We start from the raw sequence: 22,427 nt of genomic DNA, 5'->3' as shown, positions 1-22,427 counted from the left end.
ACGGGGCTAATCTACTGGTTGCAACGGACCTGACACATTGATAACCATCAACAGCTTTCCATTCCACGCACCACGATGGCCAGCGCGGTTTAAAGCGGGTTATTTCGCCCATTTCACCCGCCCTGATGGGTTATTTCACACATTTTGATCCGCCGGCTACCGGTGGCCAGATCATCCAACAAGAGAGAGCGACCATGAAACAGCGAGACAAACGCCAGGGCATCACCCTGGTCCACACCGGCGATGGCAAAGGCAAATCCTCCAGCGCCTTCGGCGTCGCCTTCCGGGCGGCGGGATCGGGCTTCAAGGTGCTGGTGATCCAGTACATCAAGGGCAAGTGGAAAACCGGCGAGGCCCAGGCGGCGGAAAAATTCGACAACATCGAATGGCACAGCCTGGGCGATGGCTTCACCTGGGACACCCAGAACCCGGAACAGGACCGCAAGACCAGCCGGGAGATCTGGGAGTTCAGCAAGCAGAAGATCCTGACCCAGGATTACGACCTGGTGGTACTGGACGAGATCAACTACTGCTGCGGTTACGGCTGGATCAGCGGCGCGGAGATCGCCGACTTTATCCGGGAACAGAAACCGGCCTGGATGCACCTGATCCTGACTGGCCGCAACGCCCAGGAAGCGGTGATCGAAGTGGCGGATACGGTCACCGAGATGAAGATGGTCAAACACGCCTACAGCCAGGGCATCAAGGCGCAACAGGGGGTGGAGTTCTAGGGCTGGATGGGCGCTGCGTCGGCCCGCCACCGGGGTAATGACGACGGGCAGGGCCGCCCACCCAGGAAGATCGACCTGCCAGATCGGCCCCACTCTGCCCGGAGGCCTATTAATTCCCTGGAAACGGGTTCATTAGCGACCGTTTATTTGATAGTCTTGGATGATCTATAGCGACCTGCCCGGGGATAAGCCGCCGAATTTTGGCAGATAGGCGGGGCTCTAAAGGTCGATAATTACAATAAATAAGCGGGTAACAAGTAATTACTTAACCGCAAACCCGACTAGCAGATGTCAGCCACGAAAACGATGACAACAAGGCACATCTCTAAAAATCAGTTAGCAATGGATAGCATCACCAAGGACTATCCAGGTCTCCCAATTTTCCCGGCGAAAGATTGGCCCGGCGATTTATATAAAAAGAAAAACGGATTGCGCAGACCGGGTACAAACTTTTCATTCAGATCAGCGGATTCGGTGTCATCAGCCTTGAGGCATCGGGGCTCGTCGCTCCTTGCCCAGAAGATGCAAAATCGAGACAAAACATTAAGTCGCAATATTCGATTATTCGTGCGTGCGTGCTGCAATATTCACTTACACGAGCAAGGAAGACGCAGAATCTTCTGTTAAGCGTAAAAAGGAACGGTGGTTCATGCGACTACAAGACATTCAACCAGCAATAGCTCTTATTCAAAATAATCCTGTGGTTACCGAACTTCGTAGCCACACGTATCTATCAACGTATCCAGATATTATCGCGCTTGGTCAGGAAACTGAAATTCAAGCGGCACAGTTCAAGCAGTTGGCACTAATGGTGTATGGCTGGATGCCAAGAGTGTTGAGAATAGACAGCGCACATTTGCCGGCTGCCTTACAAGCGGCCAATACCGCTAAAGAGGCAACAGCCGAAGGTTTTGAAATCATCCCAATTCAACACATTGCAGATTGCTTGCATTCAATGGTCGGTGCGTCAAAGTTCCTCCATTTCATAAACCCAAATGTATTCCCAATCTGGGATAGCAAAATACAAGCGTTCAGAGGCTTGCCCAACGGCAACTATGACATGTCGAATATCGAAAACTATCTCGAATACGTCAGAGATGTCCATGTAATAGCCAGAGAAGATGGATTCGATGAGTTTTATGAACGGTACTGCGTTGTCCACGCAAATCGCCTAAATCAAAGCAATATCGAGGAATATCAGGTTGGCAATCTGCGTGCAATTGAAGCATCTGCATTCGAGTTGGCACCGTGAATTCGCTCAACAAGTCAATTAACTACGCGCCTTCGGCGCCGGACGCAGCAAAGCTGCGCCGGTTATTGAGGCGTTATATTTCACTAAGCATCATCACATGGAGATAAATTGATGTTCGAATACAAAATGGTCCAAATCCCACCAAATATCGCTGTTCAAATGAAAACCCATAAAGGAAACGAAGCTGCCGCGTACTTAGAGAATGTGGTCAATAAGTACGCATCCGAAGGTTGGGAGTTTCAGCGTGTAGATAGTATTGGTGTTCAAGTTCAGCCCGGCTGCATGGATGCCCTAAGCGGCAAGAAAGCAGAAAATAGCAGTTACTACGTCATCACTTTCCGAAAGGAAAAGTAATGTTGGTTTGGTTGTCTATAAAGTTGATTCTTCTTTATCGGGTAATCGCGCCTCAGAGGTTGCGTGATTCATGCTTATATGAACCAACGTGCTCAGAGTACAGTATCCTCGCATTAAAAAAGTATGGTTTTATTAAAGGGTGGTCGCTTTCATTCAAGCGCATTACTAGCTGTAAACAGCCAAATGGTGGCGTAGATTATCCCTAAATATAATAAGGCCAAGCACAATCGCCCAATGCAAAAAACCGCATTGGGCTGTATCTCGCTGTCGGTTGACCTGTGTTGGCGGCGTTAGGTTTTAAATAAAGAACGGAGACTCGAAAGGATGTCAGAAAAATCGTTAAGCATGGAGATGGGCAATCTGAAGGATCAATAGGGTCAGAGTCATTGGTCTAGTCGGCTATGCTGGACATAATTCAGGTAAAACGCTTCGATGATCCTGTCAAAAGAACAGTTCACCGCTCGCACAGCTCTCTGGATCAATAGGGTCAGAGTCATTGGTCTAGTCGGCTATGCGGGACATAATTCAGGTAAAACGTTTCGATGATCCTGTCAAAAGAACAGTTAACGGATTCAATGGGGTCAGAGTCATTGATCTTGGAAAATATGCAGGACGTAATCCAGATAGAACGCTTCAATGACGCTGTCAAAGGAACAGTCAACTACTGGTGCAGCGCTCTTATTTGTAATAATCAATGACTCCGACCCCATTGATTTCCAAATTTTCCGGTGAGCAAGGCGTTCGGCGCCTACCGAGCGGTTGTAGGAGATTGAAGCATTGATTTCGTCGGATCTGGATTATCTTATCAGGAATCAAGTGTTCGAGTTCCTCGGCGAGCTGACAGATCGACATGGCGATGTCTTGCCGATTGGTCCTCTTCGGGAAGGAATTCAGTTTCGTGGCGAACGGGTTCCACTTCTTGGGCCTCAGGGAATATTCAAGCCAAGGATTTTGGAGCTACCACTTTCTATAACTACCGCACCGAATAGCCCATACGACGATTCATTCACATCCGAAGGCATGGTGCGGTATCGATATCGTGGGACCGATCCTCAGCACCACGACAATGTGCGGCTTCGTGCAGCGATGATACAGAGAAAGCCGTTGGTGTACTTCCATGGTGTCGTACCTGGGCGATATGTAGCTGCTTGGCCCGCATACATCGTTGGTGATGACCCTCAAGGGCTCCATGTAACCGTTGCAGTAGACGACAAGGCATCTCTGTCAGTGCCGATGGAGAACTGGGCCGCGGATGACGGTTCGGATGCTCGGCGCCGGTACATCACTTCTGCAGTAAAGGTACGTCTACATCAACGCCTGTTCCGGGAGCGAGTCCTGGCAGCATATCGGGAGCAGTGCGCACTGTGTCGGCTCCGACATGTCACCTTGCTTGAGGCGGCACACATCACGCCTGACTCCGATCCGGACAGTGAGCCAGTGGTCACAAACGGCGTCTCCCTCTGCAAGTTGCACCATGCCGCGTTCGATCAGAACATCCTCGGCATACGGCCCGACTACGTCGTTGAGATTCGACAGGATATTCTCGAGGAGGTGGATGGCCCGATGCTCCGGTTTGGGCTGCAGGAAATGCATGGGAGTAAGATCAATGTGCCCCGCAGGGAGCACTTGCGGCCCGATAAGGACGCTCTTGAGCAGCGGTACCAGTCGTTTCGGGAGGCGCAGTGAAGATGGCGCCGAATAAATCGCTGCAGGGATCGTTTGACCCGCCACCTATTTTTGCGGCAGCATAGATCAATGGGGTCAGAATCATTGATCTTGGAGGGTATGCAGGAGGTAATCCGGGTTGAACGCTTCTGTGACGCTGTCAAAGGACTAGTGAACCACTGGTGCAGTACCCTTATTTGTGAAATCAATGACTCCGACCCCATTGATTTTCAAGGTGAATGCTTCGATGGAGTCGTCAAAGAAATAGTCAACCACCAATACAGCTCCCTTGTTTGTAACATCAATTATTCCGACACCGTTGATTAACCGAGCAAAAATGGAAATATACGAATACGCAAGAATCATTGCCTCTGTAGCCACTGCGATCGGCGTAGGCATTGCTGCTTGGCAGATCCGTCGTAATGCTGAGCAAACAAAGACTTCCTTCGAAGATTCCTTAAACAGGGAGTATCGGGAATTAATGCGATCAATCCCACTGAAGGCGCTGATCGGTGAGGACGTTACCAAACACGAGAAGGAGATGGCGAAAGAGGCCATCTACAACTACCTAGATTTCAGCAATCAGCAGATCTATCTTCGCAAACAAAAGCGCATCCGTAAGTCCACATGGCAGGAATGGCAGGAAGGCATGAAAATAAATTTGACGTTGCCGCTGTTTGCCCATTTGACGCAAATGGTATTTGCAAGATTACCACACATTTTCAGCGAGCTGCGAAAAGTACGCGAATCAGGTTTCAATACGGACCCGGCAGATTGGAGTTAACAAAGCGAAAGGTGCCCTGTACAACAAGACGATCACTCTGGCGTTTCGAGGATCAATGGGATCAGAGTCATTGGTCTTATCGGGTACGCAGGACATAATTCGGACTAAACGCTTCGGTAATGTTAAAAAGCAGATAGAAATAACACTCCCCCAAAGCTGTTTAACCATTCGTCACACCCCACTGTTTTTCCGATGTTCAGTACTTTACTTAACCTGGAATTACACAAAAAAGTCGAGCTCCATACTGGAGAACATATTTACAGTTAGTTGCAGATATGGATAATTTTTTTGCCACATATTTAGAGCATAAAAGCACTCTAAAAATAACAAAAAGTTAGTGGTTTTAGTTTCTGGAATCTTCTAACTGGAGGAGAAAATGAAAAATAATAATTTGTTTGTCTACACACGGGGAATATCAGCATCGCTAATTTTGGGGCTGGTATCTATAGGACAAGCAGTTGCAGACAGCGCCCAGTTGACCATGATGAAAGATCAGATTCGCCAGATAGAGCAAATGGGCGGGCAGGTCCCACAAAGCATGTATGATATGGTGAAGCAGCTTGAGAAAATTGAGTCAAAAGAGGGGAAGAAGAGTGGTAAACCAGCAAACCTTAGCTGTTCACAAGATATTTCTGGCACCTGGGTAAGCAGTGGGCGCGATCAAACCGTGATATTAAACTCCAACGGTACAGGTAACTTCGTGCAAAAGTCTGTAGGTGGGGAGGCCTATACCTCCCGTGTTAAATATAATTGGAGTGCATCGGGTAGAAATATCACTTTCAATTACACCAGTGACCTGGAGTACACCCACCAGGAAACAGGTAAAGTCACCTACAAGGCGAAACCGGCCAGTGGCACCGTAGCCTGTAGTTTTGCCGAGAATGTTTTGAATATCGGTGGCGTGCCATTTTATCGCCAATAACATCTAAGGGAACGTTTATTGTGTGTCCGCCAGCTTCGGCTGGCGGACTTTTTTGTGCTACTGATACTTAGTCTTACGCATATCAAGGCCGTTCGCGCGCATCAATGGGGTCATGGTCCTGGCCATTGAAGGCATGCAGGCGCTAATCCGAGATAAACGCTCCGATGCCCCTGTGAGAGAAACAGTCAACAAGGGGTGAGCACGCTTTATTGTCGAATTAATGACTCGATGCCATTGATTGTGGCCTATCACCCATTCGGGTTCAGTGAAACCTGTTAGCCATAGCAGGCCAACCTTCCCACCGATCCAACCTGACGGTCAGGCATGAATGGTCGGGATCAATAGGGTCAGAGTCATTGATCTTGGAAGATATGCAGTACGTAATCCAGGTTGAACGCTTCAAAGAAAAGGGGTCAGAGCCCTTTTGAGTGCTAACGCATCGGCTAATTGATGCGTTAAACTCGAATAGCCTGTTTCTTACCACCAGAGGAAAAATAATGAAAAAATACTCGTTGCTGCTGTTTTGTTTTTGGCTGTTCATTGCGTCCGGCACCTTCGCCGGCCAGCCAGATGGTTCAGTGTACCTGGACGGTAAAAGCAGCACATTCGGATTGATTCTTGCCCACGGCAAAGGACAACACCCAACATGGCTTGTGGTTGATCCCGTGCGTAAAGGGATACACGAGGAACTTGGCTATCACACCATTTCACTTCAAATGCCAACAGGGTATGGCGACTGGAAAGAGTATGCGGATGGCTTTCCCAAGGCTTACAACACAATCAAAGAGGCGATCCAATTTCTGAAAGAGAAAGGTGTGACGCAAATTTACCTGTTTGGTCACAGCATGGGCGCCCGAATGGCAAGTGCTTTTGTTGCGGAAAATCAAAATTCTGACCTGGCTGGTTTAATGGTCGCTGGCTGTAGAAACAATGGTGGGTATCCATTAGCCTGCAAACAAACCCTGAAAAAGGTCGATCTGCCTGTGTTGGACATATGGGGTGGCAAAAATGGAAAAGACTCCAAGGCCGCATCCCAAAGAGAGGACATGGTTTCAGATACTTATGCCCAGGTGAGTATTTCTGGCGCAAATCACAAATTCGAAAACCGCGAGGATGCGTTGGTTGAAGCCGTGGCTAATTGGCTTAAAAACCAGCATTAAAAGGGAGAAGCAGGAACCGGTTGAACTGGGCACAGAGGATCAATGGGATCAGAGTCATGGCCCCTGGGAGGCAGGGTGAATTTGACCGATAAGCGCATCCAACGTGCTCAGGCAACCGGGTAAGCGCTTTAACGATTAACCACTGGCCTCATTCATCTTGCTCGCCTCCCCCTCCGGTAGGATGGTTACAGTCCCGGTCCCCAGCACCACATCCGCATCCAACACACAACCGGTAGCCCCTTCAATGGAAGGGATCTCATACATGGTTCTGCGCAACAACCCCTCCAGTACCGCCCGCAGTCCCCGGGCACCGGTACCCCGCTCGATAGCCTGGCGTGCGATCTGACGCAGCGCCTCCTCGGTAATGGTCAGCTCCACCCCTTCAAGTTGGAACAGCCGCTGGTACTGGCGGACCAGGGCGTTGCGGGGTTCGGTAAGAATGCGCAACAGCGCCTCCTCATCCAGGGCATGCAGCGCGGTGATGATGGGAAAGCGGCCGATAAATTCGGGTATCAGTCCGAAATGGCGCAGGTCGTCCGGCTCCACCTGCTCGAACAGTCGTAGGGGATCGTGATCGCTGCCCGGCACTACCGGTTCGGCGTGGAAGCCGATCCCACCGGCACCGACGGCCAGCCGTTTCTCCAGCAACCCTTCCATGCCGGCGAAGGCGCCGCCGGCAATGAACAGGATATTACGGGTATCCAGCAGCAGATCGTTGCCCTGCCCCTTGGCACCCTTGGCACTCAGTTTGACCCGCGCCCCTTCCACCAGCTTCAACAGTGCCTGTTGCACCCCTTCACCCGACACGTCCCGGGTTCCGTGGGACGATTCACCCACACGGGCCAGCTTGTCGATTTCGTCAATATAAACAATACCCCACTCCGCCAGCTCCAGGTTGCCCTCGGCACTGTCCACCAGCCGAGCCAGAATACTCTCCACGTCGTCTCCCACGTAACCGGCCTGGGTCAGGGTGGTGGCATCTGCAATCACGATGGGCACGCCCACGATCCGGGCCAGGGTGCTGGCAAGCAGGGTCTTGCCGGTACCGGAAGGCCCCAGCAGCAGGATGTTGGATTTCTCGATCTCCACCTCCTGCGTGCAGAGCTGCATCTTGGGATTGGCCTGATCCATGCTCAACCGTTTGAAGTGGTTGTAGACCGCCACCGCCAGGGTCTCCTTGGCATGATCCTGACCGATGATATAACGATCCAGTTGCGCCTTCAGTTCAACCGGTTTGAGCAGATTCTGCAGCGGCTTGGCAGCCGCCCGCTTGCGTCCCCAACTGCCCACCACCTGGGAGGCCAGGCGCACACACTCTTCACAGATATGCCCCTCTTCACCGGCAATCAGGGGCAGGTCCGGACTCTGTTCCTGACCACAAAACGAGCAGTGTGCTTTCTTCTGACTCACGGGAATCCCCTCGCTGGGCAGTGCCGGCACTGCCGTGGTTTTGGACGACCGCAACCGGATTGCAGGTCGCCGGAAGTGTGCCGATGTAGCGTCCGCTGCCGGTCTCAGCCGCAATCTGTCAGCAGCAGTTCGGTTCGCTGCGGCAAGGTCTCCAGCCAGGCTTTCTGGCGATTACGCTGCTGGCGCTCCTGCAACAGGCTGCGGATGCGCGGTGTTGCCTTGGTCAACGACATGCGTTTACCCGGCTTGATCCGTTCACACAGGAGAATATGAAACCCCATCTCCGACTCCACAATCGGGCTGATCTCGCCGGCCTGCATGCTGAACAGCAGGGCGTCCAGTTCCGCGTACAGCTGTCCCGGCTTCACATCACCCAACGCCCCGCCCTCCATGGCGGTCGGGCACTCGGAGAAGCGCTTGGCAAAATCGGCAAACCGGTTCACCCGGCCGGCTAGTTTTTCCACCACCTGCTCCATCCGCGCCTTGGCGGCGGTGCGGGTGTTGTCCGGAAAATCGGGATTCACGGTGATCAGGATATGGCGGGCCACCCGCAGCTCCGGCGTTTCGAATCGATCACGATGCATCTCGTAGAACAGGCCGATATCCACATCGCTTACCGGTGGACAGTCTGCCGCGACCCGTTGCAGGACGGCGTCGAACAGCAACTCCCGATGCAGGGCCACCCGCAGCCCGGCCTCGTCCAGGCTGTTTATCTTCAGGTCCTGGAGAAACTCGTCCCGGTCAGCGTAGCGTGACGACAACCGTTGCAGCGATGCATCCAGCAGTTTCTCGGGGATTACCAGATCCCGGGCCTCGTCAGTAGCCAGTACCCGCGTCTCCAGTTCAAAACTCTTCAGCGCCTGGTCACGGACCTGGCGATACTCTGCCCGATCCAGCTCGGCCAGGTTCTTGCTGAACAGGCTCAACGCGCTGCGCAACAGGTGGTAGTTGAATGCGGGACCGTTCATCCCGCCTCCCCGACATTGCCGGCCAGAAAATCGAGTGCACTCTCCGGCACCTGCAGGGTGCGTCCGCTGAAACGCACATGGTAGGCAGGCCCGTCGGCGTGGTCGCGCAGCACCTTCTCCACTTCACCGGGATCGCCCGGCTCGGCGATCACTTCACCCCGCAGGGCCAGGGGTATGCGGGGCGTCACCTTGTCCCTGAACTCGTAACGGGTCTCCACCCAGGGATCACTGGCCAGCTGCAGCTCCGGCTCCCGGCACCCCACCATGCGCTGACTGTCGATAAAGTCCACCGAGTAGACGATCTGGTCCTGCAGAAAAGTACCCACGTCGCGCACGTAGCCGATGCTACCCCGGCGCACCAGCAGGCGGCCGGTCGGTTCGCCGGGATAGGTGCCATCGTTGCGCAGGTTGCGCACCACCCGCACCGCCTGGCCATATTCAAATCTCGGTCGCATGTTGTACTCCATCCTTGAACAGCTCAGTCAGCGGCACTTCCACGCTGAAGGGTTCAAGCTGGCGGAACACCTTGAACACCTTTTCCGTGCGGGCATCGGACGCCACAAAATCGTCGTAGGCGCGACTCAGTTGCTGCGCATACAGGGCGCGTCGCGCTTCATCATCCAGCGGCATCTCTGCCACCCCATCCAGGTAGTCGTGGAACCGTTGCAGAATATGCAGCCGGTTCACGTGCACCACCGCCGGGTCGTAAGCGACCCCGAAATACTCCAGGAAATCCTCGGCACTGCTGAGTTCATCCAGGTCCAGATCAAATTCGCTGTCACTCATTGCTTAGTCTCCCGACTGAAATTGAAAACCGATTGCCAAATGCCGATCAGATGGCACCGAGGCGGGATTGCTGCATCCGCTCCCCCAGCACATCACGGGCGATATTGAGCAGGCTTCTGGCGCCCAGGCGGTCCCGGCTGTCGATCTCCGCCACCTTGCCCAGCCGTTCGATGGCCGAATCGTAGTAACCCAGCCGCAGTTCAAGATAGCCGGCAGCCTTCAGTGCCAGCAGGTAAAAACGGATCAGCACCATGGAGATCATCACCCCACCGCCGATACACATCTCGTTGATCTCCCGCCAGTTCTCTGGCAACTTGAGCCGCCGGGCGAAAACCCCGATGACCCGTTCCGCCACCATCAGGGCCTCCTCCAGCCGGTGCTGGTAGTAGAAATAGCGGTACAGGGCCACCAGCACCACCGGATGCTCCGGCTCCAGAAAGTAGGCCCGCATCAGGGAGCGTTCGGCGGCGCCCTCGGTATACTGTTCGGCAGCGCTGGCCAGGCACTGCTGCACCTCACCCGACAAGGGTTCGTCGAAATAGAGGTCTCCCGCTTCAAAATCCTGCATATCCATGATCATCTCCTTGAGTCAGCGCCCGAGGTTTCACAAACCTGTTTTGCGTTGCACACCAGGCATTCGTAGTCCGGCTGGCTGCCGCTCAACAGGGCATCGTGGGTACCTACCTGCTGCTCCAGATTGCGGATCCGTTCCAGCAGGCAATTGACCGCATCCGCCAACGGATCGGGAATCAGGTGATGGTTCAGGTCGATGGCGCCGGTTGGTGCATCGGACACCCGGGTCGGATTCACCAGCTTGCCCGGAATCCCCACCACGGTCCGGCCATCCGGCACCGAGGCGATCACCACCGAGTTGGCGCCGACCCGGGCCTGGTTGCCGATCTGGATGGGTCCGAGAATCTTGGCCCCGGCCCCCACCACCACCTGGTTACCCAGGGTGGGGTGACGCTTACCCCGGTTCCAGGAGACCCCGCCCAGGGTGACGCCGTGATAGAGGGTCACATCATCCCCCACTTCGGCGGTCTCGCCGATCACCACCCCGGCCCCGTGATCGATAAAGAAGCGCCGACCGATCCGGGCCCCCGGATGGATATCGATACCGGTCCAGATCCGCCCCAGGTAACTGATCAGCCGGGGCAGGTAGCGCCAGCCACGCCGCCACAGCCGATGGGCCACGCGATAGAGCAGAATGGCGTGAATGCCCGGATAGGTGGTGATGACCTCCAGCCGGGTGCGGGCGGCCGGGTCCCGGTCAAAGGTGCAGCCGATATCCTCCCGGATAGTGCGCCAGAGCGACGCTTCCGACCGCTGACCAAGCGCTGGGTGGATCAGTTCCGTGCCACCGTTCATTGCGGTCTCCCTACCCGTTCGGGCCGGTTAAGATCCAGGTTGACCTCCAGATAGAACTGACGCAGCTCCTGGTCGGCGGGGGGGCGCTTATGCAGGGTGGTGTAGTGCCTGACCCGCTGCAGCAGGAATCCGGCCTGCTGGCGGGTCAGCTGTATATTCATATCGGCATAGGCCTGGATCACGGCATGACTGCCGGAGTGCTTGCCCAGCACAATCCGGTGTTCACGGCCCAGTTCCGCCGGATCAACGCCCTGGTAATTGAGCCGGTCCTTCATCAAGCCATCCACGTGGATACCCGCCTCATGGGTGAATACCCCGGCCCCCACCAGACTCTTGTGCCAGCCGACGCTGCGACCGGAGGCCTGCTCCACCAGCTCGGAGACAGCGGGGAAATGGGTCATGTCGATCTCCAGACCCTGGCCGAAGAAGCGCCGCAGTCCCATCAACACCTCCTCCAGCGGGGCGTTACCGGCCCGTTCACCCAGTCCATGTACGGTGGTGTTAACGTGGGTGGCACCGGCCCGGATCGCCGCCAGGGTATTGGCGGTGGCCAGACCCAGGTCGTCGTGGGCGTGCATCTCGATCTCCAGGTCGCAGATACGGCGCAAGTCGCCGATGCTCTCATGCACCCGGAACGGCTCCATGATGCCGACGGTGTCGGCAAAGCGGAACCGGGCCGCGCCGGCCTGTTCGGCCATCTCCACCACCTGCCAGAGAAACTCCGGATCGGCCCGCGAAGCGTCCTCGCCACCCACGCACACCTCCAGGCCCAGTTCCAGCGCCTCGCCGACACAGCGTTCGATCTGCTTCAATAACCAGTCACGGCTGCGATTGAGCTTGTGGTAGATCTGCTGATCGGAAACCGGAATGGAGAGATCGACCCGCTGGACGCCCAGGTCCCGGCAGCGGGCGATGTCCCGGCTCTGCATGCGACACCAGACCATCAGCTGCGCCTGCTGCATCGCGCCGGCCACCACACGGATCGATTCACGCTCCTCCACCCCCATGGCCGGTATACCCACTTCCAGTTCCGGCACCCCGAGTCCATCCAACGCACAGGCGATGGCCAGTTTCTCCTCCAGGGTGAAGGCGACGCCGGCAGACTGTTCGCCGTCGCGCAGGGTGGTGTCGTTAATGGTGATCATTGCGCTCCGCCTGTTGCTGAATAACCGTTTCTGTCAAAGACTGGAGCAAACTGTGTGCCAGCAGGAATAATCGCTGATTTTCAATAAGATAGCTTTCCCGGTCGGAAAAATTGAATGTCGCGTTACGGGCGATTGTCGCAAACCGGACAAAGGGGAATAGGTGTTAGTCAATCCCCCCACTGCCCCGCCAAGCAGCCGGCCGATGTGGCAAAAAAAAAGCCGCAATCAGATTGCGGCAAGGAGGACCCATTCGGGACCGGTTATCCGACCATGGGCAACGGTCGGATACCGGAATATTCAGCCATAGCTCGGGGCAAAGGCCAGCTCCGGCCCTTCCGCCGGGGCGTCACCATTCCAGTAGGGCGACAGTTTACGCAGCCGCTCCACAATCGGCGGTACCGCCGCGATGACCCGCTCCACCTCCTCCATGGTGTTGTAGCGGGAGAGGGAGAAACGTACCGAGCCGTGGGCCGCAGTGAAGGGTATATCCATGGCCCGCATCACATGGGAGGGTTCCAGTGAGCCGGAGGTGCAGGCAGAGCCGCTGGAGGCGGCGATACCCAGCTTGTTCAGCAGCAGCAGAATCGCCTCGCCCTCGATATATTCAAAGGCGATATTGCAGGTATTGGGCAACCGGTTGTTGGGATCGCCGGTAACAAAGCAGTACGGCACCTGCTCCAGAATGCCCTGCTCCAGACGATCCCGCATCGCCTTGACGTAACGCTTCTCGTAATCCAGCGACTCGGCGGCCATTTCACACGCCTTGCCGAGTGCCACGATGGAGGCAGCGTTTTCCGTACCGGCGCGTCTGCCCCGCTCCTGATGACCACCCCGCAGCAATGGCCGAAAGCGTACGCCACGGCGCAGGTACAACACGCCAATCCCCTTGGGGGCGTGCAGCTTGTGCCCCGACAGGGAGAGCATGTCGATGGCGCTCTCTTTCAGATTGATGGGCAGTTTCCCCACCGCCTGCACCGCGTCGGTATGGAACATCACCCCGGCGGCCCGGGCCATCTCCGCCATCTCCAGCACCGGGAACAGGGTGCCGCTCTCGTTGTTGGCCCACATCACCGAGACCACCGCCACCTTGTCTGACAGCAGCCTGGCGTAGGTCTGCATATCCAGCCGGCCGCGCTTGTCCACCTCCAGGTAGTGGACCTTGTAACCATCTTTCTCCAGGTAGTTGCAGAGCGTCAGTACCGCTGGATGCTCCACCACGGTGGTGATGATCTCGCGCCGCTCCGGCTGCGCCCGCAACGCGGAGAGGATGGCAGTGGAGTCCGATTCGGTACCGCAGGAGGTGAAGATGATCTCCGAGTCATGCTCCGCACCCAGCAGCGCTTGCACCTGCCGGCGCGCCTTTTTCAGCGCCCGTCCAACCTGGTTGCCGAACTGGTGCAACGAGGAGGGATTACCGAACTGCTCGGTGAAATAGGGCAGCATCGCCTCAACCACCTCGGGTGCCACCTGGGTGGTGGCGTTGTTATCCAGATAGATTCCCTTTTCCATGATTCAGGCCCCCACGCTTGCCCGGCGGGCCAGCTCTTCAGCCGGTAGCACCAGGATAAATTCACTGAGTCCCTCGGCCAGGTGCTGCTGAATCCCCCCCAGGGTGGTGGCCGCCATCTGGCAGCCGGCGCAGGCGCCGGTCATCTTCACGTAGATGTGACGACCATCCACTTCCACCAGCTCTACATCGCCATGATCCCGCTGCAGGTTGGGGCGAATCTCCTCCAGCAGCTCCTCGATACGACGGATACGCTGCAGGTTGGTCAGTCCGCTGCCGGAGGGCTGACGCTTCGGGGCCACCGCGTTGACATCGAACTGTTCGCCCTGTTCGGCCAGCACCCGGCCCAGTATCTCCTCGATACCCTCATGGCAGGAGGAGCAGCCGCCCCCCGCCTTGGTGTAGTTGGTCACCTCTTCCACGGTGCGCAGCCCGTTGGCCCGCACCGTCTCTTCGATCATCACTGCGTCGATGGCGAAACACTTACAGATCAGGGCGCCCTCTTCGTGGTCGTCCGACCACTCTTCACCCCGATAGTTGGCCACCGCCGCCTGCAACGCCTCGCGGCCCATCACCGAGCAGTGCATCTTCTCCGGCGGCAAGCCGTCCAGATAGTCGGCAATATCCTGGTTGCTGACCTTGAGGGCCTCCTCCAGGCTCATCCCCTTGATGATCTCGGTCAGTGCCGAGCTGGAAGCGATGGCCGAACCACAACCAAAGGTCTGAAAGCCGGCATCCAGAATGGTCTCGGTCTCCGGATCGACCCGCAGGGTCAGGCGCAGGGCGTCACCGCAGGAGAGGGAGCCCACATCACCCACCGCGTTGGCCTCTTCCACGGCACCGGCATTACGCGGATTGAAGAAATGTTCCTGAACTGTTTCTGAATAATCCCACATGACTGTTCTCCCGATGCATCAGGCTGAAAATGAGTTGCCACAACCGCAGCTGGCACTGGCGTTGGGGTTGTCGAAGCGGAAGCCGCTACCCTCCATGCTGTCGACGAAATCCACCGTCACACCCTGCAACAGGGGCGCACTGTAGGGATCGACAAAGATCTTCAGCCCGCCCGACTCCACCACGGTGTCCTCAGGACTCCGGGACGCTTCCAGGGTCATGCCGTACTGCATCCCCGAACAACCACCCCCGGTAACCGCGATGCGCAATCCCGCTACCGGACTATCGGAACCTTTGATAAAACGGCCTATGGCCTTCTGGGCACTTTCCGTCAGTGTCAACATGGCAAACTCCCGTGACAAATGTGTTTGGTTTCGCTTCAGAAAGAGCGGTTGCAAGGGCTGTGCCACGCCAATAAAAAAACATTAGCCATTGATTTTTATAGTTATTTTCAGATTCTGCGGACTGTAGGGATTGTCGCAATCACGACAATGCAGCGGGGATTGAAGGGTGTCGGAAAGGCTGGATGAACCGGGCTGACAGGGGGAAACTTTTAACATGGGGCGCACAGGATGTGCGGCCTCCAGCGGGGGAGAGACTACTCCGGCATGGGCAGCAGTCGGAGTTCGGTCTGGATGGTCAACTCCCGTCCCCAGGCGGTAATGGCCTCCACGAACCAGCCCGGTCTGCGGGGATGGGGCTGGAGGATGTCCTGCTCCACGAAGAAACTGCCGTCGGCATGAAAAACCAGGCTGCCCCGGCGGCGACCCTGGCTGTCCAGCCAGCGCCCCACCAGCGCCGGGGCACCCGTGAAGCTGTCCCTATCCAGGCCGTAGTTGGCCAGCGGCGGCGGCAGCAGGGTGATCTGGTCGGAGGCGAAACCGTGGCGCCACAGTTCATCCCCCAACCGATCATGGATCTGCCCGGACAGTTCACGCAGTGCCTCATAACGGGATGAAACAGCCGCGCTCATGCCGCCCACCGGCGCCAGTTCCGGCAATTTAGAGGATGAGTTGGACACCTTGCCCTATCCCCAGAACTCCGCTGGGACCCGCAGACGATCAACCGGCTGATCGTTCTCCAGGTGCTCATCGAAAATCACCGCCACGTCCTCCTTGCGTACGCCGCCATACATCACACCTTCCGGATAGACCAGTACCGACGGGCCTTCACCGCAGGGGCCAAGACAGCCAGCGGTAGTCACCCGGACCTTGTCGAACAACTGCCGCTGCTGCAGATGCCAGAAAAACTCATCCGCCACCTCGCCGCAGTTTTTCTGGCCACAGGCGGGCCGGGGATGGCCCAGGGGGCGGTTCTGGGTACAGATGAATACATGCTTTTCCGGTTTTGCCATGCTCTTTTCCTCAAGCCTGCAGGGGCTGCGCCTCATGGGTGAAACAGTTCTTCGGGCAGATCCGGGCACAGGAGCCGCAGCCGATGCAATCCAGGCTGTTTTTCAGACTCATCACCATGGCCGTATCATCGGAGAAGCCGTCATCGTCATCCCCATAATCATCGTCGTCGTAATCGTCCGCCTCCAGGCCATCCAGCGCTTCCCGTTCCACCAGGTCGAACACCTCCCGGGGGCACACTTTGAAGCAGCGTCCGCAGCCGATACAGTTGGCCTGCTCGATCGCCATCACGAAAGCCGGGGTGTAGGGCTCCCCACCCCGGGTAACTCCAGTTATCAGTTGCATCGTGAACTCCTCAACTCGATTCCGCTTCCAGCGCCGCCAGGGCGGCATTCGCCTCGTCCCAGGCCTTGCAGGCATCGTAAGTCGCCTGGGCCAGGGCCGGTATATCCTGGTAGGCGGCGGGCAGCCGATCCTCCACCAGATCGTGCAATTCCCCGGCCCGCTCGGTGGCAATGCGTTTCGCCCTTCGGACGGCTTTCTGCATACCTTTCAACTCTTCCGGACTCATCCGATTTCTCCTCTGATCTTCATGGCCGGGAGGGCAATCCCGGCCCTGCGCCACTAAAGGCCGGCCACTTTCGGGTACAGGCCGATAATCTCCAGGGCCACCGCCAGCAGCTTGTCGCCCTCGTCTTTCATTTTCGACAAAGAGGGAAAACCGAACCGGTGTACATCCCGCAGTGTCTTGTCCATCACCACCAGCTTGCCGACGGTGATCACGGCGCGACCGAACCCTTCGTGGGTCAGGTTAAGCATGGGTACTGCCATCAGGCCGCACTCTTTCTCAATCAGGGCCGAGATGGCGTTGTAAAATGCCCGCACCCGGGCCATAACAATTTCGTCCGGATCACCCACCACCGGGATCTCCCGCTTCTTCTCCTTGGTCAGAACAAAAGGCTCAAGAATTTTTTCCACCGGCCAGTTGTCGTAGGTGCCGTAGGTGTCGATGGCACGCATCTGGCGCACCATCTCCTTGGCAAAGTCGGTCTCCAGGACCGGATCCTCGCTACTGATAGCCAATACCGCTTCGCTCATTTTCTCTGCTCCTGTCATTCAAGATTTATCTGTGATTCAAACCGTTGTGCTGCTGTCCGGACGGGATGGCGCCGGCACGCTCAATGCCGTTACCTGACCCGCAAAACGTAACAGTCGGGGCTGGATCGGGTCCTGGCCGCCCGTCCCCCGATTGATCCTGCGCAGCCAGATAAAACCGGCCACCAGCCCGACCAATGCCGCCGAGCCCTGTATCAACTCGCTGCCACCCAGCTGCTGTGCAGTCCAGGCGGCACCGATTAACAGCAGCAGGGGCAGCAGATAGGCCCACAGGGCGGCCCGCACCAGTACCGCCTCCGGCACCCCAACTACCACCCGGTCGCCGGTTCGGGCGGCCAGGCTGTTGGGCAGCCGCAAACGGACCCGCCGTTCGGCAAACAGTTTCGACACCGCCGCGGTACTGCAACTGCCGGCAGCACTGCTGCAGCTGGAACAGCCACTGACGGCGCGGGTCTCCACCCACAGACTGGTCGCGTCCGTATCTATCACAATGCCGGTCTGCTCTATCATCGTCATCACTTGTCCCGGGGCCGGTCTACTCCTCCCAGCCCTCGTTCTCCATCACATCAAACCGGTTCGGGTCCGCCGGCAGGGTGCTGGCGATAGCCTTGGCCAGCCAACTGCCCGGCCCCTGACGCAACTCCTCCTGCAGGGATTCCACCAGCTCACTGATCACCGCACCGGGGGATACCTTGACCGGCTGGATGCCCCGGGCCTTGAGTTGACCGATGGCCGAGGCACCGACCGCCTGGCTGTAGACGGCGATACAGCCATCCAGCGCCGCTATCTTCTCCGCCAGCTTGTCCTCGTTCCCGTCCATGTCCAGTTCACCGAATTCACAGGCCGACACCAGGCAGGCGTGCTGCTGATTCACCGCATAGATGGCAAACGACCGGGCCGCCCCGAAGTGCTGGTCAACATGACTCATGTCGCCGGTGGCAAAGGCCACTTTCAGGGCCGTGTCAATCCACTGGGTATCGCTGTTGTTACCCACCAGCTGCAGTCGCCGCTGTAGCGTCATGGGCCACCTCCGGTTTTTGTGAATAGATGGAGTGATAGGGATGGATCTCCCCTTTCTCCAGGGACAACAGCATATTGGCCAGGTCAAACAGGCTCTGCCGCGTGCCGCGATAGCCGATCCAGGTCTTCTGGTAGCCACCCAGAGTGTCGTATTGGGGGAAGCCGGCCCGCAACAGGGGAATGCCCAACCGGGCGGCGCTCTCCGCACCGTGGGAGTTACAGATCAGCACTTCGGCAGCACCGCTGCGCGCCAGCTGTTCCAGATCCTCCAGATCACCGATCTTCACCGTGGAGGCCGTCACCTGTTTCAGTACCGGTGCATTGACCGGTGAAACCGCCGCCACGATTTCCGCACCGACCCCGGCCAGTAACTGGCTGAAGGCGGTCAACAGATCAGGATCGGCCGCCACCGCAAAGCGGGACAGTCCGAGCATGAAATGGCAGTCGAGCATGGCGTCCTGCAACTGGGCGCGCTGGCGCTCCAGCTTTGGCGGGACCGGCTCGGCGGAGATGGTTTGCAGGGTGTCCACCAGGGCGTCCACCGCCTCCAGTCCCATCAGATGATCAAACCGGTAATCGGGCACTCCCGTGCGCTGCTGCAGCAGGTCGGCCGCCTTCTCCATCGAACGACCGATCACCAGGGTGGCCACCCCATCCCCCAGGGTCTGCAACTCGGAAAGCTCGCTGCCACCGATGGTCAGGGGCGAAAAATCGGCTGCATCCAGGTGTCCATCCAGGGAGTCAGAGAGATCCGGCAGCACCACCGGACGCAGGCCAAACGCCTCGATTATCTCCTTCAACTCCTCCAGGTCACCGGGGGTCAGGCTGGCGCCCACCAGTACGTTGACCTGGTGGCGGCGTCGACCCGGTTGAGTACCGGCGTCCTCCGCTGCGGGCACCAACTCCCGGATAATCGCCTCCACCGCCTTGCTGAAACCGCTCTCCAGACAACCGCTGTAGTCGGGGGTGGAGACCGCCACCACCGCGGTATCCCCGAACTCGGGATATTGCTGCCGAAACTGCCTGACCGCCATCGGTACATCGCTGCCCTGGGTCTCCGACAGCCCGGTGCTCGGCACCCCGATCAGTGCGGGCCGCTGCTTCTCGGCGATGGTGCGCAGACCCTCCACCACACTATCCTCGGAACCCATCACCGTGGTTACCTGGTCCATGGCCGTGGTCTGCAAGGGAATCGGCTCCCGGAAGTGGCGCACGAAGAACACCTTGCCGAACGCGGTGCAACCCTGGGAGCCGTGCAGCATGGGAATGGCGCGGCGAAAGCCGAGAAAGGCCAGTGCCGCGCCGATGGTCTGACTCGCCTTGAGCGGGCTGACCGACAGGGCCTTGTTGCGTTTGATGATCTCAACCATGGGTGACTCCTTGTTCGACAGGCTTTCTTTGTCCGCTGGACAAAGGGTCCCGGCTCACCCAGGGCGCGGGTCGGCGCACCGCCTGCCAGATCGGGCTGTTGATCGTGACCACCAGCTGACGGGCCAGCTCCAGCATCCCCTCATAGCCGGCATAACCGAAGTCCCGTTCCTGGTTGATATCCAGGAAGGGAACCCGCGCCTTCAGGGCGGTATACATGTTGCGTCCACCGGCGATCAGCACATCCACCTGCTGGTCCCGCACAATATCGAGCAGCGCCCGGGGATTGCCGTCCTCCAGCATCAGCGCTTCGCCACCCATCAGTTCACGGATGCGCGCCTTGTCCTCTTCAGTGGATTTCTTGGTGCCGGTAGCGACCACCTGCATGCCCAGATCCTGCAGTGCCGCCACCACTGACCAGGATTTGACCCCGCCGGTATAGAGCAGCACCTTCTTGCCCTTCAGCTTCTCCCGCCAGGGGGCCAGCTGACGGCTGATGCGCGCCTCTTCCCGCTCGATCAATAATTCGGTTCGGGCGTACAGATCCGGGTCCGGAATCCGCCGGGCAAAATCGCGCAGGGCTTGAGAGACATCCTGCACACCGTAGAAACTCCCTTCGAACCAGGGAGTACCGTAGGCCTCCTGCAGTTTGCGGGCGACATTGATCATCGCCTTGGAGCAGACCATCATATTGACCTCGGACCGGTGCATGGTCTGCACCTCCCGGTAACGGGCATCGCCGGACAGGGTGCAGAGCACCCGCAGCCCCAGCTCATCCAGCAGCGGCAGGATATGCCACAGTTCACCGGCGATGTTGTATTCGCCGACCAGGCAGATATCGTGCACCTGAATACCGGGACGCTGCTGCGCCGCCGGCAGGGGATCCGGTTCACGGGTACCACAGACATATTTCACCATGGTCTCGCCGGCGATCCGGTTACCCAGGTTCTTGGTGCCATAGAAGCCGGCCGCATCCACCGGCACCACCGGGGTGCCCCAGCGTTCGGTGGCCGCCTTGCAGACCGCCTCCACATCATCGCCGATCAGGGCCGGCACACAGGTGTTGTAGACGAACACCGCCGCCGGCTGGTAGCTCTCGATTGCCTGCTTGATGGAGTGGAACAGGCGCTTTTCACCCCGTCCCATGATCACATCCTGCTCGGTCAGGTCCGTGGTCATACCGATACGGAACAGCCGCGAGCCGCTGGAGCGGGTGCCCCGGTTATCCCAGGAGCTACCGGCACAGGCGATGGAGCCGTGGACGATGTGGGCCACGTCGGCGATCGGCAGCAGGGCGATCTGGGCGCCGTCAAAGGCACAACCACCAGCAGTGGCGCCCGGTTTCGGCTTGGCACAACCCGATTTGGATTTCTTGTTGTGGGCGCAGGCCGGTTCGTCCAGCAGCGCAGCGATATCTTTCTGTTTCATGGTCTGATACGGCTCTCTATGCTTCCCTGCCAGAGACCATTGCAAGCGACATGCCATTCGTTATTTTATTGTTTTATAAGGATTTTCCGTCATTTTGTCTTTGTCGCAAACACGACAATCAGAAAACGATTGGCGGTTCTGCGACCAAGGCACCCATACAGATTCCCCAACTCCCCGGTAGGGTGGGCATGGTGTTTATGCCCACGCGGCAACCGCCCACGGATCACACGGCGTAGGAGCGCGCCTCCCACTGCCGCAGCACTTTCAGGTCCCGTGCCGGCAAGTAGTCATACGCTCCCATCAGATCCCGTAGCACCGCCCTGGCCAACTGATAGTTCTCCGCCTGACGACTGAGCATATGGAAGAACCAGGCGAAGGGATAACCGACAACCCGGTCATAGGCGTGAATGGCATTGGCCAGCTCGGCCCCACCCAGGCGCTCACCCGGGGGCAGATCCGGCAGGCTGCCGCTAAAGGTGGTGACCGGGGTGGCGGTCTGGCGCACCTCACCGTCCCGATCCATGTATTCACGCAACGCCAGTATCCAGTGACGGCAGAAGTGTCCACCCTCCACCGCGCTGCTTTGTGCCCAGTCATCAAGAAAACGGCGCAGCGCGGTAAATGAACCCGGCTCGCCAGCTGTCTCATCCAGCAGTCGGGCGATGGGCGTCACGCGCCGGAATCGATAGAAGGGCGGCCCCACCGGGGTTGGGCTGAGGCGCGGATAATCAACCGGCTCCAGGAACTCTTCAAGACTGTCCGGATACCAGTCGGGAATCACCAGCGGGCGCTCCACCACCTCCTGCAACTGCTCGATCTCCAGCTGGATGAAGTCCGCCGGTCGCTCACCGGTAACCGCTGTAAAGTAGTGTGTCTTGCCGGCCAGACGGGTGACCAGATAGTCGGCATCGGCATAATTGGCGATCAGGGTATCCACATCATCCGCCGACTCCTGCTCGGCCCAGCGACGCAGGTTGCTGCTGATGGAGGTCAATCCCTTATCCACCACCCCACCGGGTCGATGCCAGCTGCCCCGGGTCAACACATGTCGCAATCCGATTTTCGGTTCAATGCGTTGCAGGCTCTGTTCCAGGGTCGGCACGCCCTGTTCGGCGTCCGTCGCGCTACAGATTTCCGCCAGCAGTTCGGGGCGGTTAAGCAGAGTATTCACGATAGATTCCTTAATTTTTTGTTGGC

At 57.7% G+C, this 22,427-nt stretch carries 28 protein-coding genes; 8 read left to right on the top strand and 20 right to left on the bottom strand.

The window, feature by feature from the left end:
- Positions 1 to 194 precede the first annotated feature (194 nt).
- The 8 genes from cobO to AAY24_RS16765 all read left to right on the top strand — a co-directional run bounded on the left by cobO (position 195) and on the right by AAY24_RS16765 (position 6,868).
- Positions 195 to 731, top strand: a complete 537-nt coding sequence (cobO, locus tag AAY24_RS16800; protein ID WP_046861419.1) for a cob(I)yrinic acid a,c-diamide adenosyltransferase — start codon at positions 195 to 197, stop codon at positions 729 to 731.
- Between the two features lie 649 nt (positions 732 to 1,380).
- On the top strand, positions 1,381 to 1,983 hold the full coding sequence (locus AAY24_RS18665; protein WP_052761295.1) for a hypothetical protein: 603 nt from the start codon (positions 1,381 to 1,383) through the stop codon (positions 1,981 to 1,983).
- 111 nt (positions 1,984 to 2,094) lie between these two features.
- Positions 2,095 to 2,337: a DUF4177 domain-containing protein gene (locus AAY24_RS16790; protein ID WP_046860649.1), complete on the top strand. Its 243-nt coding sequence runs from the start codon at positions 2,095 to 2,097 to the stop codon at positions 2,335 to 2,337.
- A complete protein-coding gene (gene yidD / locus AAY24_RS19715; protein ID WP_418064573.1) occupies positions 2,337 to 2,543 on the top strand; it encodes a membrane protein insertion efficiency factor YidD in 207 nt (68 codons plus the stop codon). Before AAY24_RS16790 ends, yidD begins: the two co-directional genes overlap by 1 nt.
- Positions 2,544 to 3,570: 1,027 nt before the next feature.
- Complete coding sequence (locus tag AAY24_RS19325) at positions 3,571 to 4,023, top strand: HNH endonuclease (protein ID WP_199930420.1); 453 nt, start codon at positions 3,571 to 3,573, stop codon at positions 4,021 to 4,023.
- Positions 4,024 to 4,339: 316 nt separating this feature from the next.
- A complete protein-coding gene (locus AAY24_RS16775) occupies positions 4,340 to 4,786 on the top strand; it encodes a hypothetical protein (RefSeq protein WP_046860646.1) in 447 nt (148 codons plus the stop codon).
- Between the two features lie 376 nt (positions 4,787 to 5,162).
- Positions 5,163 to 5,708: a hypothetical protein gene (locus AAY24_RS16770; protein ID WP_046860645.1), complete on the top strand. Its 546-nt coding sequence runs from the start codon at positions 5,163 to 5,165 to the stop codon at positions 5,706 to 5,708.
- A 497-nt stretch (positions 5,709 to 6,205) separates the two neighbouring features.
- Positions 6,206 to 6,868 carry an alpha/beta hydrolase gene (locus AAY24_RS16765; RefSeq protein WP_046860644.1) on the top strand — a complete coding sequence of 221 codons (663 nt, stop codon included), beginning with the start codon at positions 6,206 to 6,208 and terminating at the stop codon, positions 6,866 to 6,868.
- 135 nt (positions 6,869 to 7,003) lie between these two features.
- On the opposite strand, the gene clpX is transcribed toward AAY24_RS16765, so the two are convergent.
- The 20 genes from clpX to AAY24_RS16665 all read right to left on the bottom strand — a co-directional run bounded on the left by clpX (position 7,004) and on the right by AAY24_RS16665 (position 22,401).
- Positions 7,004 to 8,278, bottom strand: a complete 1,275-nt coding sequence (clpX, locus tag AAY24_RS16760; protein WP_046861417.1) for an ATP-dependent Clp protease ATP-binding subunit ClpX — start codon at positions 8,276 to 8,278, stop codon at positions 7,004 to 7,006.
- 104 nt (positions 8,279 to 8,382) lie between these two features.
- Positions 8,383 to 9,246: a nitrogen fixation protein NifM gene (nifM, locus tag AAY24_RS16755; RefSeq protein WP_046860643.1), complete on the bottom strand. Its 864-nt coding sequence runs from the start codon at positions 9,244 to 9,246 to the stop codon at positions 8,383 to 8,385.
- Complete coding sequence (locus AAY24_RS16750) at positions 9,243 to 9,701, bottom strand: nitrogen fixation protein NifZ (protein ID WP_046860642.1); 459 nt, start codon at positions 9,699 to 9,701, stop codon at positions 9,243 to 9,245. The genes nifM and AAY24_RS16750 overlap by 4 nt, the downstream gene beginning before the upstream one ends.
- A complete protein-coding gene (gene nifW, locus AAY24_RS16745) occupies positions 9,685 to 10,032 on the bottom strand; it encodes a nitrogenase-stabilizing/protective protein NifW (RefSeq protein WP_046860641.1) in 348 nt (115 codons plus the stop codon). The genes AAY24_RS16750 and nifW overlap by 17 nt, the downstream gene beginning before the upstream one ends.
- A gap of 46 nt (positions 10,033 to 10,078) precedes the next feature.
- The gene (locus AAY24_RS16740) at positions 10,079 to 10,606 is read right to left on the bottom strand and encodes a hypothetical protein (RefSeq protein ID WP_046861416.1); all 528 of its coding nucleotides are present in this window, start codon (positions 10,604 to 10,606) and stop codon (positions 10,079 to 10,081) included.
- 2 nt (positions 10,607 to 10,608) lie between these two features.
- Positions 10,609 to 11,400 carry a serine O-acetyltransferase gene (gene cysE / locus AAY24_RS16735; RefSeq protein WP_046860640.1) on the bottom strand — a complete coding sequence of 264 codons (792 nt, stop codon included), beginning with the start codon at positions 11,398 to 11,400 and terminating at the stop codon, positions 10,609 to 10,611.
- Entirely contained in the window at positions 11,397 to 12,545 is a 1,149-nt protein-coding gene (gene nifV / locus AAY24_RS16730) for a homocitrate synthase (protein ID WP_046860639.1), read from the bottom strand. Before nifV ends, cysE begins: the two co-directional genes overlap by 4 nt.
- 297 nt (positions 12,546 to 12,842) lie before the next feature.
- Positions 12,843 to 14,054 (bottom strand): cysteine desulfurase NifS, encoded by a 1,212-nt coding sequence (gene nifS / locus AAY24_RS16725; RefSeq protein ID WP_046860638.1) that lies wholly within the window; start codon positions 14,052 to 14,054, stop codon positions 12,843 to 12,845.
- Between the two features lie 3 nt (positions 14,055 to 14,057).
- Positions 14,058 to 14,948, bottom strand: coding sequence for a Fe-S cluster assembly protein NifU (gene nifU / locus AAY24_RS16720; RefSeq protein WP_046860637.1), 891 nt, complete (start codon positions 14,946 to 14,948; stop codon positions 14,058 to 14,060).
- Positions 14,949 to 14,966: 18 nt separating this feature from the next.
- Entirely contained in the window at positions 14,967 to 15,290 is a 324-nt protein-coding gene (locus AAY24_RS16715) for a HesB/IscA family protein (protein ID WP_046860636.1), read from the bottom strand.
- A 254-nt stretch (positions 15,291 to 15,544) separates the two neighbouring features.
- On the bottom strand, positions 15,545 to 15,967 hold the full coding sequence (locus AAY24_RS16710; protein ID WP_199930419.1) for a hypothetical protein: 423 nt from the start codon (positions 15,965 to 15,967) through the stop codon (positions 15,545 to 15,547).
- Between the two features lie 6 nt (positions 15,968 to 15,973).
- Positions 15,974 to 16,300 carry a (2Fe-2S) ferredoxin domain-containing protein gene (locus tag AAY24_RS16705; protein WP_046860635.1) on the bottom strand — a complete coding sequence of 109 codons (327 nt, stop codon included), beginning with the start codon at positions 16,298 to 16,300 and terminating at the stop codon, positions 15,974 to 15,976.
- A 10-nt stretch (positions 16,301 to 16,310) separates the two neighbouring features.
- Complete coding sequence (gene fdxB / locus AAY24_RS16700) at positions 16,311 to 16,643, bottom strand: ferredoxin III, nif-specific (protein ID WP_046860634.1); 333 nt, start codon at positions 16,641 to 16,643, stop codon at positions 16,311 to 16,313.
- Positions 16,644 to 16,653: 10 nt separating this feature from the next.
- Positions 16,654 to 16,869, bottom strand: a complete 216-nt coding sequence (locus tag AAY24_RS16695) for a CCE_0567 family metalloprotein (protein ID WP_046860633.1) — start codon at positions 16,867 to 16,869, stop codon at positions 16,654 to 16,656.
- Between the two features lie 53 nt (positions 16,870 to 16,922).
- The gene (locus tag AAY24_RS16690) at positions 16,923 to 17,396 is read right to left on the bottom strand and encodes a NifX-associated nitrogen fixation protein (protein ID WP_046860632.1); all 474 of its coding nucleotides are present in this window, start codon (positions 17,394 to 17,396) and stop codon (positions 16,923 to 16,925) included.
- Positions 17,397 to 17,432: 36 nt separating this feature from the next.
- A complete protein-coding gene (locus tag AAY24_RS16685) occupies positions 17,433 to 17,930 on the bottom strand; it encodes a SoxR reducing system RseC family protein (protein WP_052761293.1) in 498 nt (165 codons plus the stop codon).
- A 19-nt stretch (positions 17,931 to 17,949) separates the two neighbouring features.
- On the bottom strand, positions 17,950 to 18,435 hold the full coding sequence (locus AAY24_RS16680) for a NifB/NifX family molybdenum-iron cluster-binding protein (protein WP_046860631.1): 486 nt from the start codon (positions 18,433 to 18,435) through the stop codon (positions 17,950 to 17,952).
- Positions 18,401 to 19,804, bottom strand: coding sequence for a nitrogenase iron-molybdenum cofactor biosynthesis protein NifN (gene nifN, locus AAY24_RS16675; protein ID WP_046860630.1), 1,404 nt, complete (start codon positions 19,802 to 19,804; stop codon positions 18,401 to 18,403). The genes AAY24_RS16680 and nifN overlap by 35 nt, the downstream gene beginning before the upstream one ends.
- On the bottom strand, positions 19,797 to 21,230 hold the full coding sequence (nifE, locus tag AAY24_RS16670; protein WP_046860629.1) for a nitrogenase iron-molybdenum cofactor biosynthesis protein NifE: 1,434 nt from the start codon (positions 21,228 to 21,230) through the stop codon (positions 19,797 to 19,799). Before nifE ends, nifN begins: the two co-directional genes overlap by 8 nt.
- Before the next feature lie 223 nt (positions 21,231 to 21,453).
- Positions 21,454 to 22,401: a hypothetical protein gene (locus AAY24_RS16665; RefSeq protein ID WP_234422198.1), complete on the bottom strand. Its 948-nt coding sequence runs from the start codon at positions 22,399 to 22,401 to the stop codon at positions 21,454 to 21,456.
- Positions 22,402 to 22,427: the final 26 nt, after the last annotated feature.

The organism is Sedimenticola thiotaurini (assembly GCF_001007875.1).
GTDB classification, from domain to species: Bacteria; Pseudomonadota; Gammaproteobacteria; order Chromatiales; family Chromatiaceae; genus Sedimenticola; species Sedimenticola thiotaurini.
Note: the sequence above shows the minus strand (reverse complement) of the source record. Positions and strands in the feature narration are given on the sequence as shown.

Coding starts and splice junctions, on each gene's coding strand:
- cobO (WP_046861419.1), top strand. CDS start 195: ATGAAACAGCGAGACAAACGCCAGGGCATCACCCTGGTCCACACCGGC.
- AAY24_RS18665 (WP_052761295.1), top strand. CDS start 1,381: ATGCGACTACAAGACATTCAACCAGCAATAGCTCTTATTCAAAATAAT.
- AAY24_RS16790 (WP_046860649.1), top strand. CDS start 2,095: ATGTTCGAATACAAAATGGTCCAAATCCCACCAAATATCGCTGTTCAA.
- yidD (WP_418064573.1), top strand. CDS start 2,337: ATGTTGGTTTGGTTGTCTATAAAGTTGATTCTTCTTTATCGGGTAATC.
- AAY24_RS19325 (WP_199930420.1), top strand. CDS start 3,571: ATGGAGAACTGGGCCGCGGATGACGGTTCGGATGCTCGGCGCCGGTAC.
- AAY24_RS16775 (WP_046860646.1), top strand. CDS start 4,340: ATGGAAATATACGAATACGCAAGAATCATTGCCTCTGTAGCCACTGCG.
- AAY24_RS16770 (WP_046860645.1), top strand. CDS start 5,163: ATGAAAAATAATAATTTGTTTGTCTACACACGGGGAATATCAGCATCG.
- AAY24_RS16765 (WP_046860644.1), top strand. CDS start 6,206: ATGAAAAAATACTCGTTGCTGCTGTTTTGTTTTTGGCTGTTCATTGCG.
- nifM (WP_046860643.1), bottom strand. CDS start 9,246: ATGAACGGTCCCGCATTCAACTACCACCTGTTGCGCAGCGCGTTGAGC.
- AAY24_RS16750 (WP_046860642.1), bottom strand. CDS start 9,701: ATGCGACCGAGATTTGAATATGGCCAGGCGGTGCGGGTGGTGCGCAAC.
- nifW (WP_046860641.1), bottom strand. CDS start 10,032: ATGAGTGACAGCGAATTTGATCTGGACCTGGATGAACTCAGCAGTGCC.
- AAY24_RS16740 (WP_046861416.1), bottom strand. CDS start 10,606: ATGGATATGCAGGATTTTGAAGCGGGAGACCTCTATTTCGACGAACCC.
- cysE (WP_046860640.1), bottom strand. CDS start 11,400: ATGAACGGTGGCACGGAACTGATCCACCCAGCGCTTGGTCAGCGGTCG.
- nifV (WP_046860639.1), bottom strand. CDS start 12,545: ATGATCACCATTAACGACACCACCCTGCGCGACGGCGAACAGTCTGCC.
- nifS (WP_046860638.1), bottom strand. CDS start 14,054: ATGGAAAAGGGAATCTATCTGGATAACAACGCCACCACCCAGGTGGCA.
- nifU (WP_046860637.1), bottom strand. CDS start 14,948: ATGTGGGATTATTCAGAAACAGTTCAGGAACATTTCTTCAATCCGCGT.
- AAY24_RS16715 (WP_046860636.1), bottom strand. CDS start 15,290: ATGTTGACACTGACGGAAAGTGCCCAGAAGGCCATAGGCCGTTTTATC.
- AAY24_RS16705 (WP_046860635.1), bottom strand. CDS start 16,300: ATGGCAAAACCGGAAAAGCATGTATTCATCTGTACCCAGAACCGCCCC.
- fdxB (WP_046860634.1), bottom strand. CDS start 16,643: ATGCAACTGATAACTGGAGTTACCCGGGGTGGGGAGCCCTACACCCCG.
- AAY24_RS16695 (WP_046860633.1), bottom strand. CDS start 16,869: ATGAGTCCGGAAGAGTTGAAAGGTATGCAGAAAGCCGTCCGAAGGGCG.
- AAY24_RS16690 (WP_046860632.1), bottom strand. CDS start 17,396: ATGAGCGAAGCGGTATTGGCTATCAGTAGCGAGGATCCGGTCCTGGAG.
- AAY24_RS16685 (WP_052761293.1), bottom strand. CDS start 17,930: ATGACGATGATAGAGCAGACCGGCATTGTGATAGATACGGACGCGACC.
- AAY24_RS16680 (WP_046860631.1), bottom strand. CDS start 18,435: ATGACGCTACAGCGGCGACTGCAGCTGGTGGGTAACAACAGCGATACC.
- nifN (WP_046860630.1), bottom strand. CDS start 19,804: ATGGTTGAGATCATCAAACGCAACAAGGCCCTGTCGGTCAGCCCGCTC.
- nifE (WP_046860629.1), bottom strand. CDS start 21,230: ATGAAACAGAAAGATATCGCTGCGCTGCTGGACGAACCGGCCTGCGCC.